Origin of the sequence: Kitasatospora sp. NPDC051853, assembly GCF_044452665.1 — a bacterium.
In the GTDB taxonomy this organism is placed as follows: domain Bacteria; phylum Actinomycetota; class Actinomycetes; order Streptomycetales; family Streptomycetaceae; genus Kitasatospora.
In genome coordinates, this window is sequence record NZ_JBITBY010000008.1 from 421,081 (window position 1) to 434,158 (window position 13,078).

Consider the following 13,078-nt stretch of genomic DNA (forward strand, 5'->3'; position numbering starts at 1 on the left):
CCTGACGGGTACTCAACTCCTAGGCTGATCGCACTGGACATGGGGGTGGGCGGATGTACGTCGCCAGGGTCGAGGTGGAGAACCTGCGCGGTTTCCGGGGCACCCGGGCGGTCGATCTGGACCTGACCAGGCCGGACGGGTCGCACGCCGGCTGGACGGTGCTGGCCGGCCCCAACGGAGCGGGCAAGACCACCCTGCTGGCCGCCGTCGCGGCGGCGCTCGGCGAGCCCACCGACCCGCTGGGCTGGCTGCCGGAGGGGGCGGAGGAGGGCGGCGTCCGGTTGGACGGCGCGCACTGGCGGGTGACCAGGACGGAGACCGGCGGGCTGCAGTGCCGGCGCAACGGGCCGCTCGGGTTCCTGGCCCACTACCCGGCCCGCCGCCACCTCACCGAGGGCGTCGCCTGGCTGACGGGCCAGCAGTTGCTGGCCCTGGAGCGCCAGCCCGGTGCCGTCGAACTGGTCGGCGGGGTCAGGGCGTTGCTCGACGACGGCCTGCTCCCGGCGGGGAGCCGCCTCGGCCGGATCGACTGCGACGGCATCCGGATCGCCGAGGCCGGCCGCGAGGCCCCGCTCGGGGACGGCGGCACCGGCGAGCTGGTCGGCCTGGTCCTGGACCTGCTGGCCAAGGTCCACCGTGCCCACCCCGACGAGGAGTTGGTGGTCGAGGGCACCCCGCCCACCGTCCCGGTCACCGGCGTGGTGCTGATCGACGAGGCGGAGGCCCACCTGCACCCGGAGGGCCAGCAGCGCCTCGGCGACTGGCTGGTCGCGCACTTCCCCGGCCTGCAGTTCATCGTCTCCACCCACAGTCCGTACGTCTGCCAGGCCGCCGACCCGGGCGGGCTGGTCCGGGTGCCGGGCCCGGCCGAGCGCCGCGGCCCGTACGTGCTGGACGAGGACCTGCACCAGCGGGTGGTCTACGGCAGCGGCGACGACACCGCGCTGACCGAGCTGTTCGCCATGCCCAGCGTCTACTCGCCGCAGGCGGAGGCGGAGCGGCGGCTGCTGGTCGCGCTGGAGCAGAAGCTGTACGCCGGGCGGGCCTCGGCCGCCGAGCTGGCCGAGTACCGGGAGCTGGGTGCCAAGCTGAACGCCTCGCTGGCGGCCCGGGTGGACGAGGCGCGCGACAGACTGGGCGGTGGGCGGTGATCCCGCTGCAACGGCCGCCGCTGAACGACCGGTTGGCGGCCGAGCTGGCGCAGCGGACGGAGGCGATCCGGCGGGCCGGGGTGACCACGGCCAGCGGGCGGGCGGCCTGGCGGACCGCCCGGGTGCCGAAGGCCCGGCTGCGCGCGCTGCTGCACGAGATGTCCCCGGGGCTGCTGCGCTGCATGTACTGCGGGGACAACCTGGGCACCGACATCGACCACTTCGAGCCGATCGCCCGCGCCCCGCTGCGCACCTTCGACTGGCACAACCACCTGCTGGCCTGCGCCTACTGCAACTCCAACCAGAAGCGCGACCGCTTCCCCTGCGACCCGGCCGGCGATCCGCTGCTGATCGACCCGGCGGCCGAGGACCCGGCCGACCACCTGCTGCTCTACCTGGAGTCCGGCGCCTACCAGGGCCTGACCGCCAAGGGCGAGGCCACCATCGAGGTCTTCGCGCTCAACTCCCGCGCCGAGCTGGTCCGGGGGCGGCGGCTGGCCTTCGCGGTGGTCAAGGCGCTGCTGCGGGACTGGCTGACCCGTACCGAGGCCGGGGACCACGCCACCGCCGCCGAGGTGGCCGACGCACTGGACCAGCTCTGGCAGGCCGACGTGGTCCGCGCCGTGCACCGGCTCTCCGCCAACCCGCCGCTGGCCGGGGCGGTCCTCGGCCCGGAGGCGGCCGGCGCGCTCTACGCCCTGACGGCCCGTCCGCACCGGAACTGAACTTTCGTCGGTGTCCGAGGGCCCCTCGGGGCACGTACCGTCGAACGGGTGACCTCCACCGACCTCCGGGCCACCGACCTCCGGGCCACCGACCTCCGGGGCGCCCACCTCCGGTCCACCGCTCCGGGCTGGCTGCTCGCGGCGGCCGCCAGCGCCTGCGCCGGGCTCTCCACCGCGCACCTCGGCTGGGCGCTGCCCGCCGCCCTCGCCGCACTGCTGGCCGGGCGGCGGCCCGGGCCGGTGCTCCCGGCGGTCGTCGCGCTGGCCGTCCCGGTGACGGCCGGAGTGGTGATGGTGCTGGTGCTGCCGGACTGGACGGTGCCCGCCACCCGGCTGACCGCGGTGTTGGTGACGGCCTGCATGCTGCCCTGGCTGGTGGGCCGGTTCTGGCTCCAGTACCGGGAGTTGGCCCGGTTGGGTTGGGAGCGGGCGGCCCAGCTGGAGCGCGAGCAGCGGCTGGCGGCCGAGCAGGCCCGGCTGCGCGAACGGGCCCGGATCGCCCAGGACATGCACGACGTGCTGGGCCACGACCTGTCGCTGATCGCCCTCTCCGCCGGGGCGCTCAAGCTGGCGCCGGGCCTGGCCGAGGAGCACCGGGCGGCGGCGGGTGAGATCCGGGCCCGGGCGGCGGCCTCGGTGGAGCGGCTCGGCGAGGTGATCGGGGTGCTCCGCGCCGACGGCGACCGGGCGCCCCGGGAGCCGGGCGGACGGAGCGTCGGCACCCTGGTGGCGGAGGCCGTGGCGGCCGGTCTGGACGCCGGGCTGACCGTCGAGGGGTCGGACGAGGGGGTGGACGAGGCCCCCGCCGCGGTGGCCCGTGCGGTCGAGCGGGTGGTGCAGGAGGGGCTGACCAACGCGGCCCGGCACGCCCCCGGCGCCCCGGTCGCCGTCCGGCTCCGGTACGCGGACCGGCAGGTGGTGGTGGAGGTGGTCAACGGCCCTGCCACACAAGGCCGTTCGGTCCCCGCCGGCGGCGGCCACGGGCTGGCCGGGCTGGACGAGCGGGTCCGGCTGGCCGGGGGCGTACTCACCCACGGTCCGGACGGCGCGGGCGGCCACCGGCTGCACGCCCGGCTCCCGTACACGGGGGAGCCGCGCCCGGCACCGGTGGCCGGGGACGGGCCGCCGGAGCACCACCGGGCCCGCCGCCGGGTGCGCCGGGCGCTGGTCGCGGCGGTGCTGCTGCCGCTGTTCACCGGCGGTGTGCTGACCGCCGGGCTGGTGGGGTGGGAGACGCTGTCCGCCTCGGGCGCGGTGCTGGCGGCGGAGGACTGGGCGAAGATCGAGACCGGGCAGCGCCGGGCCGAGCTGGCCCCGCTGCTGCCGGAGCGTCAGACCGTGCACCGCCCACGGGCGGTGGCACCGGAGGGAGAGGGCATCGAGTGCGAGTACTACGCGGTGACGGCGGACCGGTTCGACGACCGCTCGGGGGACGCCTACCGGCTGTGCTTCCGGGACGGGCGGCTGGTCGTCCGCGACCTGCTGACGCCGTGAGCGCCGCCGTGGGTGTCCGGTGAGTGCCGGGGCGCCCGTCCGGGTGCTGGTGGCCGACGACGAGCCGATGGTGCGGGCCGGGGTGCGGGCGGTGCTGGCCACCGACCCCGGGCTGGCGGTGGTCGCCGAGGCGGCCGACGGGCACGCGGCGGTGGAGCTGGCGCAGCGTCACCGCCCGGACGTGGCCGTGCTGGACATCCGGATGCCGGGCACCGACGGGATCGCGGCGGCGGCCGAGATCCGCCGCACGGTGCCCGGCACGGGAGTCCTGATGCTGACCACCTTCGGCGAGGACGAGTACATCCTGCAGGCGCTGGGCGGCGGGGCGTCCGGCTTCCTGGTGAAGTCCGGGGAGCCGGAGGAGCTGATCGCGGGCGTCCGGGCGGTGGCCGAGGGCGCCGCCTACCTGTCACCGAAGGTGGCCGCCCGGGTGGTGGCCCACCTGGCCGCCACCGGGGCCGGGGCCGGGGCGGCCCGCGCCGCCGCCGCCCGGGAGCGGGTCGCGGTGCTCACCGCCCGGGAGCGGGAGGTGCTGGCCCTGGTCGGCGCGGGACTCCCGAACGCGGGGATCGCCCGCCGCCTGCACGTGGTGGAGGGGACGGTGAAGGCCCACGTCAGCTCCGTGCTGGCCCGGCTCGGGGTGGCCAACCGGGCCGCCGCGGCGGTGCTGGCCCACGAGGCCGGACTGCGGCCGGAGGCGTCGGGCCAGTAGCAGGACGGCGGCGGTCACGGCGGCCCCGAGCACCGCCCCGGCCAGCACGTCGTGCAGGTGGTGAACGCCCGTCACCACCCGCAGCCCGGCGGTCGTCACGGCCAGCGGTACGGCGAGCCACCCCAGCCTGGGGCGGAGCAGCAGGACGCCGGCGGCCAGGCCGAAGGCGATGGTGGCGTGGTTGCTGGGGAAGGACCAGTCGCCGGGTGGCGGGCAGTCGGGCAGGCCCCGGCACGGGCGCTCCTCCCGGACCAGCAGCTTGAGCAGTTCGCTGAGCCCGTAGGCGAGGCCGGTGCCGAGGCCGGCCAGGACGGCACCGGCCGTCCTGGCCGACCACCAGCTCAGGGCGAGCAGGGCGAGCAGGCCCACCAGGGCCGCCTCGGTGAGGAGTTCAAGGGCTTCCATGGCGTACGAACCTAGGCAGCCCGGGCCGGTGCCGGATCTCCCGAAGGGCAGGGCCCGGGGTGGACGAAAGTCAGGGGTGACGGATCGTCAGGCCACCGGTCAGGCCACCGGTCGGGCCACCGGGAGGCGCTGCTCGAACCAGACCACCTTGCCCGCGCCGAGCCGGGTGGCGCCCCAGCGCTCGGCGCAGCGGGCGACTATCTGGAGCCCCCGGCCGCGCTCGTCCTCCGGCCCGGCGCGGCGGGCCCGGGGGAGCAGCGCGCTGTCGTCGCCGACCTCGCAGCGCAGCACCGAGGTGCGCACCAGACGGAGGGTGACCGGCCGGGTGGCGTGCTGGATCGCGTTGGTGACCAGCTCGCTGACCATCAGTTCGGTGTTGTCGACCAGCGACTCCAGGCCCCAGCGGCGCAGCGCGTGCCCGGCCAGCCGACGGGCCCGGCCGGGGGTCTCGTGCCGGGGCTGGAGGTACCAGTAGGCGACGTCCTCGGCCGGGATGCCGTCGAAGGTGGCCGCCAGCAGGGCGATGTCGTCGGCCCGGTCGCCCGGCGGCAGGATGCGCAGGGCCTCCTGGCAGAGCTGGTCGGGGGTGCGCGGCAGTGCGTGGCCGAGCCGGCTGCGGAGCAGTTCCAGGCCGGTGGCCAGCGGGCGGCGCCGGGTCTCCACCAGGCCGTCGGTGAAGAGCAGCAGGGCCGAGCCGGGCGGCGCGGGCAGCTCGACCGAGGTGAAGTCCACCCCGCCGACGCCGATCGGCGCCCCGGCGGGGAGCTCCAACAGCTCGGCGGTGCCGTCGGGTTGGACCAGCACCGGCGGCACGTGCCCGGCGTTGGCCAGCACCACCCGGTTGGCGATCGGGTCGTAGACCGCGTACACGCAGGTGGCCAGGTGCTGCTCGCGGCCGAGCCGCTGGGCCTGCTCGTCCAGGTGGTAGAGCACCTCGTGCGGCGGTAGGTCGAGTGCGGCCAGGGTCTGTGCACTGGTGCGGAGTTGGCCCATGATGGCGGCCGAGGTGAGCGAGTGGCCCATCACGTCGCCGACGATCAGCGCGACCCGGTTCCCCGGCAGCGGGACGGAGTCGTACCAGTCCCCGCCGACCTGGGCGCCGCGCTCGCAGGGCAGGTAGCGGTGGGCCAGCCGGACGCCGTGCCGCTGCGGCAGGTGGGTGGGCAGCATGGAGCGCTGGAGCTCGTCGGCGATCTCCCACTCGCGGGAGTAGCGCAGCGCGGTGTCCACCGCCAGTCCGGCCTGGGTGGCCAGGTGGGCGGCGGTCGCGGTGTCGGTGGCGTCGAAGGCCAGCGCGGCGTCGTAGGCGGCGGTCAGCGCGAAGGCGTCCGGGGCGCCCGGGCCGGTGAACTGCCGCTCCAGGGAGGGGAGTTCGCTGTTCGCGGTGGCCCTCACCGTGGTGGCCGGGGCGGCGCTCTTGCCGGGTCGGCGGATCAGCAGGAGCAGGCCGAGCACGGTCTTGCGACCGCGCAGCGGCAGCGCCAGCAGGGCCGTGCCGGCGGCCAGCCGGCCGAGCGTGCGGGCCCCGTACAGCTCCTCCAGCAGCGGCCGCAGCCGGGCCGCCGAGGGGGTGCCCAGCACCACCGGGCCGGTCGGGAACTGCTGGTTCAGCGCCCGGGCCACCGCCCCGCCCGGCACCAGCCGCCTGGTCCGGGAGCGGCGCCCCAGCCGGGTGCCGTGCAGGTGGTGGATGGTCAGCGCGGCGGGGTTCCCGGAGAAGCGCTCCATGTCGGGCAGCGGGTCCCGCAGGTGCACCACGGCCGCGTCGGCCAGCGCGGGGACCAGCACCTTGCCCAGGTTGCGCAGCGTGGCGGCGAGGTCGAGCGAACTGTTGATCCGCCGGGTGGCGTTGTCCAGGTACGCCAGGCGCTCGGCGGTGCGGGCCCGGCCGCCGGGCAGCAGCGGAGGACGCCGCTGCGGCGGCACGACGGGTGACTGCCCCGTCCGGGGCTCGGGAAGGTCGCGCACGGGCTGCCGTTCTGCGAGGGTTGGCGTCTCGGGAGGCGGGGCGGGTGGTCGGTCTCGGTGCGGTGGTGCCCGGCACTGCCGGGGCCGCGCGGCGGACGGGCCGTCAGCCCGTGCGGCGACAGCGGAGGAACAGCTGCTCCTCCGGCGGCAGCGTGGTGCAGGCGGGGGCGTACGGGTGGCCGTCGTGGCACTCCACGGTGAAGCCGGCCCGGTGCAGGGTCTGCTCCAGCTCCTCCCGCAGGTACCCGCTGATCCTTATCTCGTGCCCGAGGAACGGCAGCGGCGCGTGGTCCAGGTCGGCCTCGACCATGCCGAGCGCCAGCAGGCCGCCGGGTCTGAGCAGCGTCCGGATCCGGCCGAGCACCTCGGGGATCTCGTCCTGCGGCAGCAGGATGAGGGAGAAGAACGCCGTCGCCGCCGCGTACCGCCCGGCCGCCTCGGGGCCCAGCTCCGGTGCGCCCCAGGCCCGGACCGCCCGCGGCGTGGCCAGGTCGTACATGTCGATCCGGTGGTACTCGGCCTGCGGCACCGCGGCGCGCGCCAGCCGGAGCATCCCGTCCGAGAGGTCGACCGCCGTCACCCGCAGGCCGCCCTCGGTGAGCTGACGGACCGTCGGATCACCCGTCCCGCACCCCACGTCCAGCACCCGGGCGCCCGGCTCCAGCTCCTCCAGCAGCCACTCGCCGGCCTCCAGCTGCCCGGCCTTGGCCGGGAAGGCCTCCATGTACCGGGAGCCGATCGCGTCGAAGGCCACCGCCTGGAGCGCCCGCTCGGCGCGGCGGCGGCACAGGTGGTGCGGGTCGCGCTGGGAGCCGTGACCCTGGGCGGGATCGGATATCTGTCCGGTCGTCACGATTGAGAGGCACCTTTCACCCTGGCCGTCGGCCGGCGGTGCCCGGGAGCCTCCGTCGCCCCCCGCGTACCGCTCGTGACGGTCCGTCACGCTCCCGCGTCACACCCTGCTCCGCGCCGCCGCCCTGCCGCTCCCTCTGCCTCTGTCGGCTCGCCGTCAATACGTCGCTGGCCTCCGAGAATAGGCGCGATCAACCGACCGTAGGGTCCATTTCCGGCCAACTCGTTCCGGTCGGGGCGAATTTGGCCGGGATGACGGGAGCACTCAGGAGTAGGAAGGGGTGGTGCGCGCTCCCCCTCCGCGCCGCGTGGCGCGACCGGGTGGCGCGGCGGGGCGGCGAGCCGGGGGAGGTTCCGACGGGGTCCGCCCCCGGACCTGACGGAGCCCTGGCGGACGGCGTTTATTGGTTGTCAATCGGGGCCTGCCAGAGTGGTCTCAGCGCCGGGGAAGCGTCGAGGCGCTCCCGCAGCCGGGGGGCTGCGGGAGCGCTGACGCAACGACGGGGGACCTGCTGGGGGGCAGGCGTCACGGCGCGGGGGGTGCGGTGGGCTCGGTGTGCTGTTGCTGCTGGATGAGGTCCTGTACGGGGACGACCTCGGGCACACCGAGCCGGGTGAAGACGGCCAGCGCCTCCTGGAGACAGGCCAGCCCACGGGCCGGCTGACCGAGCTTCAGCAGGGCCTCGCCGAGCGCGGCGTTGGCCAGGCCCTGGCAGTAGGCGGCGTCGAGCTCCTGACCGATCGCCAGCGCCTCGCCGGCCGCCTCGACCGCCTCGATGAGCTGATTGCTCGCCAGGAGGCAGGGCGCCAGCCGTGCGAGCGAGAACCCCTCCCAGAGGCGGTGCTGCTGCGACTGGTAGAGCTTGTGCGCCTCGCACAGGTGCGCGGCCGCCTCGCTCGGCGAGCCGGTCGAGCGCAGGACGACACCCAGTTGGTAGAGCGTGTCGGCCAGACACGGCGCGTTGCCCGAGTGGCGCGCGGCGTCGACCGCCGCCTCGGCGGAGCGGACCGCGTCCGCCTGCTGGCCGAGGTCCAGGTGGGCCCGCGCCATGTTGCCGAGCAACCTGGCCTCGCTGATGGTGGCGCCGAGGGTCCGGCTGATGGCCCGGGCCTGCTCGAAGAACGGCAGCGCCTCCGCCGACCGGTCGGACAGGCTGAGCACCACCGCGAGCAGGTTGGTCACCGAGGCCCGCAGGTGGGTCCGGTCGTCGGGGCCCTGCAGTTCCAGACTCTGCCGGAGCGACCGCTCGGCGTTCTGGTACTCACCGGCGACGTGCTGGAGGAAGCCCAGGGCCAGCCGGATGCGTGCCATGGCCGCGGCGTCGGACTCCGGGCGGGCCTTGCTCTCGGCCGCCTGGAGCGCGATCCGGATCCGCTGACCGTGCGTCGGATCCTCGATCAGGCTGTTCAGCACGAGGAGGAGGTCCACCGCGGGTCGCAGCAGTTCGTGCGGCTCCCGGACGGCCGCCTCGATGCTGCTCAGCATCAGGGCGAGCTCGGAGCGCAGCCAGGACCGGGCCGCCGCGCCGTCCGCGAGCGGGACCCCCGCTGACGCGGGCTGGTGCAGGGGCTCGGAGAGCACGTCGTCGGGCTCGATCGTGCGTGCCGCGTGCCGCATGGTGGCGAGCAGCACGTCGAGCAGCCGGAGCAGGGCGGCGTGCTGCTCCGGGAAGTCCTGCAGCTTCTCGTTCTGCCGCTGGGCGAACAGCCGGAGCAGGTCGTGGTACCGGTAGCGGCCGGGGGTGAAGCACTCGAGCATGTTGGCCTCGACCAGCGCCTCGGCCAGTTGCTCGGCCTGCTCCTCGTCGGTGCCGAGCAGGGCGGCAACGGCCTCCAGCGGGAGGTCGGGGGAGTCGACCAGCGACAACAGCCGGAACGCACGGGCCTCGTCGGGCAGCAGCTGGCCGTAGCCGAGGCCGATGGTGGTCTCGACGGCCAGGTTGCCGAGCTGGAGCTCGTGCAGCCTGCGCCGTTGGTCCGCTAACCGCCGGGCCAGGTCCGAGACGCTCCAGCGCGGGCGGCTGGCCAGCCGGGCGGCCGCGATCCGGACCGCCAGGGGCAGGAACCCACAGGCCGTCACCACGGCCAGCGCGGCCTCGGGTTCGGCCATGACGCGTTGTTCCCCGACAATGGCCGAGAACAGCGCCAGCGCCTCCTCGGGTGTGAGTTCCTCCACGTCCACCAGGTGTGCGCCGGGGAGTTCGGCCAGCCGGGACCGACTGGTGACCAGCACCGCGCTGCCCGAGACGCCCGGGATCAGCGGCATCAGCTGACGGGCGTCCTTGGCGTTGTCGAGCAGGATCAGCATCCGCCGGTCGGCCAGGAGCGAGCGGTAGAGCGCGGCGCGCTGCTCCAGGGTGTCCGGGGTCTCCGGGACTCCGAGCGCGTACAGGAAGTCGCCGAGCACCACGGCCGGGTCGGCGGGGGAGGCACCCGGGCCGCGGAGGTCCACGTAGAGCTGTCCGTCCGGGAACTCCGAGCGGATGCTGTGCGCCAGGTGGACCGCCAGGGTGGTCTTGCCGACACCGCCGATACCGGCCAGCGAGGTGACCACCACGGCCTGACCGGAACCGCTGCGCAGCACGTCGCGCAGTTCGTTCACCAGCTCGGTTCGTCCGCTGAAGTCCGAAACGTCTGCCGGGAGTTGGGCCGGCGGGACGAAGACGGCGGCCTCGTCCTCGGGCTCGGCGGCCCGTCCGGCCGCCGTACGGGCCGGCATCAGGGTCGGGTCGCCGGCCAGGATGCGGGCGTGCATGGCGGCCAGACCGGCACCGGGCTCCACGCCCAGCTCCTCGATCAGCAGCTTCCGGGTGTCGGTGTAGACGCCGAGCGCCTCCGCCTGACGGCCGCAGCGGTACAGGGCGAGCATCAGCAGTTCGCGCAGCCGCTCGCGGAGCGGGTGTTCGGCGGAGAGCGAGCTCAGCTCGGAGACGGTCTCGGCGTGCAGTCCGATCTCCAGGGCGGAGGAGCAGCGCTCCTCCCACGCGGCGACCTGACGCTCAGCCAGTCGAGTGCGGTGCACCTCGGCGTGCGGGCCGGGGATGCCGGCCAGCGGTCGTCCGCTCCACAGCTCCAGGGCCGCGGCGAGCAGGCGGTGCGCCTCCCGGTGGTCGCCGCCGGCCTTGGCGAGCGCGGCGCGGGTGAACTCGCGCTCGAAGACCGAGAGGTCGAGCGCCTCGCCCGGGATGCGCAGGGCGTACCCGTCGCTGACCGAAATCAGTAGCTCGGCGGGGGCACGCACCTCGCGATCGGGTTCGATCAGCGAGCGCAGTCGCGAGACGTAGGTCCGCAGCGCGGCGACGGCCTGTGGCGGCGGGCGGTCCCCCCAGAGGCCGTCGACCAGGTCCTGGGTGGTGACCGGACGACCCTGGTTGAGCAGGAGAGCGACCAGCACGGCTTGTTGCTGCGGCGAGCCGAGGGACAGGGGTTGTTCCCCGCGCCAGGCTTGCACGGGGCCGAGCACCTGGAAGCGCAGCGTGGGTGGCTGCTGCTCAAGCTCCATGGAATTCCCCCGATGATGGCCAAGGTGAGGCGCCAGCTTATGAGCAAGCGGGCAAACGTTGGAGAAGTGGACGGGCCTCGGGATGTTTATAAGACATTTAGCGGGCCCTACGATACTGGGCGCACGCCCTGACCCGTCCGTCCGGGCCGACTGATCTGATTATTCGAAAGGCGGCGTCATGGCCGAGACCGAGACCACCACCGCTACCCAGACCGAGGCCCAGCCGGTGGCCGAGACCGCCCCCGTCGAGCAGACCCTCACCGCTGTGGAGCCGGACGCGCAGCTCCTCGAGGTGCTGGAGGACCTGGCGGCCGACACCGCCGAGACCGAGGTCGCCCCCGAGGCGGAGAAGCCCAAGAAGGACGGCGGTTACGAGCCGCTCGGGAACATCACGAACCGCCCGTAACGTACATTTCCGTCAAGTGCCCCGCCCCACCTCACAGGTGGGGCGGGGCACTCGCCGTTTATTCCGCCGAACGCACCCGCAGGCTGGTGATCAACGGACCGTCGGTGACCTCGGCGAAGAAGTCGTTGCCCTTGTCGTCGACCACGATGAAGGCCGGGAAGTCCTCGACCTCGATCCGCCAGACCGCCTCCATGCCGAGCTCGGGGTACTCCAGCACCTCGACCTTCTTGATGCAGTCCTGCGCCAGCCGCGCCGCGGGCCCGCCGATCGACCCCAGGTAGAAGCCGCCGTGCTCGTTGCACGCCTTGGTGACCTGCTTGGACCGGTTGCCCTTGGCCAGCATGACCATCGAGCCGCCCGCCGCCTGGAACTGGTCGACGTAGCTGTCCATCCGCCCGGCCGTGGTGGGGCCGAACGAACCCGAGGCGAAGCCCTCCGGGGTCTTGGCGGGGCCGGCGTAGTAGACCGGGTGGTCCTTCATGTACTGCGGCATGCCCTCGCCCGCGTCCAGCCGCTCCTTGATCTTGGCGTGCGCGATGTCGCGGGCGACGACCAGCGTGCCGGTGAGCGAGAGCCGGGTCTTGACCGGGTACTTGGAGAGCTCCGAACGGACCTCCGACATCGGCCGGTTCAGGTCGATCCGGACCACCTCGTCGTCCAGGTGCTCGTCCGTGGTGTCCGGCAGGTACTTGGCCGGGTCGGTCTCCAGCTGCTCCAGGAAGACGCCCTCGGCGGTGATCTTGCCCAGCGCCTGGCGGTCGGCCGAGCAGGAGACGGCCATCGCGACCGGCAGCGAGGCGCCGTGCCGCGGCAGGCGGATGACCCGGACGTCGTGGCAGAAGTACTTGCCGCCGAACTGCGCGCCGATGCCGATCTTCTGGGTCAGCTCGGTGACCTTGGCCTCCAGCTCCAGGTCGCGGAAGCCGTGGCCGGTGGCCGCGTCACCGCTGGTGGGCAGGGAGTCCAGGTAGTGCGCGGAGGCGTACTTGGCGGTCTTCAGCGCGAACTCGGCGCTGGTGCCGCCGACCACGATCGCCAGGTGGTAGGGCGGGCAGGCCGCCGTGCCGAGCGAACGGATCTTCTGCTCCAGGAAGTTGAGCATCGAGGCCTCGTTGAGGATGGCCTTGGTCTCCTGGTACAGGTACGACTTGTTGGCCGAGCCGCCGCCCTTGGCCATGAAGAGGAACTTGTACGCGTCGCCGTCCGTGGCGTACAGCTCGATCTGGGCCGGCAGGTTGTTGCCGGTGTTCTTCTCGTCCCACATCGTCACCGGGGCCATCTGCGAGTACCGCAGGTTCAGCTTGGTGTACGCGTCGAAGACGCCCTGCGCGATGGCGCGCTCGTCGCCGCCGGAGGTCAGCACGTTCTGGCCGCGCTTGCCCATCACGATCGCGGTGCCGGTGTCCTGGCACATCGGCAGGATGCCGCCGGCCGAGATGTTGACGTTCTTCAGCAGGTCCAGCGCCACGAAGCGGTCGTTCGGGCTGGCCTCCGGGTCGTCCAGGATGCGGCGCAGCTGGGCCAGGTGGTCCGGGCGCAGGTAGTGCGAGATGTCGTGCATCGCCTCGGCGGTGAGCAGGCGCAGGGCCTCGGGCTCGACCTGCAGGAAGCGGCGCCCGGCGGCCTCCACCACGCTGACGCCCTCGGAGGTCAGCTTGCGGTACGGGGTCGGGTCCGTGCCGAGGGGGAGGAGGTCGGAGTAGGCGAACTCTGGCGTGGGAGCCATGGGGGAGGTCCTTAACTGATCCGGCTGCGTCGACGAAGCACCCTCAAGGTTAGGTGCCCCCGCGGCGGTGGGTGCGCGCAGGTGAGCCTGCGTGACCGGAGTCACTACGACTTGGTCATAAGGCCGGTTCGAACAGA

9 protein-coding genes and 1 pseudogene are annotated in these 13,078 nt (G+C 74.0%); 5 read left to right on the plus strand and 5 right to left on the minus strand.

Translation table 11 applies throughout. The annotated features are described in order from the left end of the window. The first annotated feature begins 53 nt into the window (after window positions 1-53). Genes ACIA8O_RS24570 through ACIA8O_RS24585 form a run of 4 tightly spaced genes read left to right on the plus strand, consistent with a single transcriptional unit; the run spans window position 54 to window position 4,082 of the window. Window positions 54-1,151, plus strand: a complete 1,098-nt coding sequence (locus ACIA8O_RS24570) for an AAA family ATPase (RefSeq protein WP_396296088.1) — start codon at window positions 54-56, stop codon at window positions 1,149-1,151. Further along, window positions 1,148-1,876: an HNH endonuclease gene (locus ACIA8O_RS24575; RefSeq protein ID WP_396296089.1), complete on the plus strand. Its 729-nt coding sequence runs from the start codon at window positions 1,148-1,150 to the stop codon at window positions 1,874-1,876. Before ACIA8O_RS24570 ends, ACIA8O_RS24575 begins: the two co-directional genes overlap by 4 nt. A 48-nt stretch (window positions 1,877-1,924) precedes the next feature. Continuing rightward, window positions 1,925-3,370 carry a sensor histidine kinase gene (locus tag ACIA8O_RS24580; protein WP_396296090.1) on the plus strand — a complete coding sequence of 482 codons (1,446 nt, stop codon included), beginning with the start codon at window positions 1,925-1,927 and terminating at the stop codon, window positions 3,368-3,370. A 19-nt stretch (window positions 3,371-3,389) separates the two neighbouring features. After that, the gene (locus ACIA8O_RS24585; protein ID WP_396296091.1) at window positions 3,390-4,082 is read left to right on the plus strand and encodes a response regulator; all 693 of its coding nucleotides are present in this window, start codon (window positions 3,390-3,392) and stop codon (window positions 4,080-4,082) included. 24 nt (window positions 4,083-4,106) lie between these two features. On the opposite strand, the pseudogene ACIA8O_RS24590 reads toward ACIA8O_RS24585, so the two are convergent. The 4 genes and pseudogenes from ACIA8O_RS24590 to ACIA8O_RS24605 all read right to left on the minus strand — a co-directional run. Then, a pseudogene (locus ACIA8O_RS24590) lies at window positions 4,107-4,487 on the minus strand (phosphatase PAP2 family protein); the annotation flags it as partial. Between the two features lie 99 nt (window positions 4,488-4,586). Next, window positions 4,587-6,455 (minus strand): SpoIIE family protein phosphatase, encoded by a 1,869-nt coding sequence (locus ACIA8O_RS24595; RefSeq protein ID WP_396296092.1) that lies wholly within the window; start codon window positions 6,453-6,455, stop codon window positions 4,587-4,589. Window positions 6,456-6,558: 103 nt separating this feature from the next. Next, a complete protein-coding gene (locus ACIA8O_RS24600) occupies window positions 6,559-7,245 on the minus strand; it encodes a methyltransferase domain-containing protein (protein ID WP_396296155.1) in 687 nt (228 codons plus the stop codon). Window positions 7,246-7,833: 588 nt separating this feature from the next. Next, window positions 7,834-10,809, minus strand: coding sequence for a BTAD domain-containing putative transcriptional regulator (locus ACIA8O_RS24605; RefSeq protein WP_396296093.1), 2,976 nt, complete (start codon window positions 10,807-10,809; stop codon window positions 7,834-7,836). A 178-nt stretch (window positions 10,810-10,987) separates the two neighbouring features. Between ACIA8O_RS24605 and ACIA8O_RS24610 the strand changes: the two genes are divergently transcribed. Further along, entirely contained in the window at window positions 10,988-11,215 is a 228-nt protein-coding gene (locus ACIA8O_RS24610) for a hypothetical protein (protein WP_396296094.1), read from the plus strand. 58 nt (window positions 11,216-11,273) lie between these two features. Here ACIA8O_RS24610 and ACIA8O_RS24615 read toward each other — a convergent pair whose 3' ends face one another. Next, on the minus strand, window positions 11,274-12,941 hold the full coding sequence (locus ACIA8O_RS24615; protein WP_396296095.1) for a fumarate hydratase: 1,668 nt from the start codon (window positions 12,939-12,941) through the stop codon (window positions 11,274-11,276). Window positions 12,942-13,078: the final 137 nt, after the last annotated feature.

What these genes read in the sequence shown, in the direction of transcription:
- ACIA8O_RS24615 (WP_396296095.1), bottom strand. Translation starts at nt 12,941, where the DNA reads ATGGCTCCCACGCCAGAGTTCGCCTACTCCGACCTCCTCCCCCTCGGC.
- ACIA8O_RS24605 (WP_396296093.1), bottom strand. Translation starts at nt 10,809, where the DNA reads ATGGAGCTTGAGCAGCAGCCACCCACGCTGCGCTTCCAGGTGCTCGGC.
- ACIA8O_RS24610 (WP_396296094.1), top strand. Translation starts at nt 10,988, where the DNA reads ATGGCCGAGACCGAGACCACCACCGCTACCCAGACCGAGGCCCAGCCG.
- ACIA8O_RS24570 (WP_396296088.1), top strand. Translation starts at nt 54, where the DNA reads ATGTACGTCGCCAGGGTCGAGGTGGAGAACCTGCGCGGTTTCCGGGGC.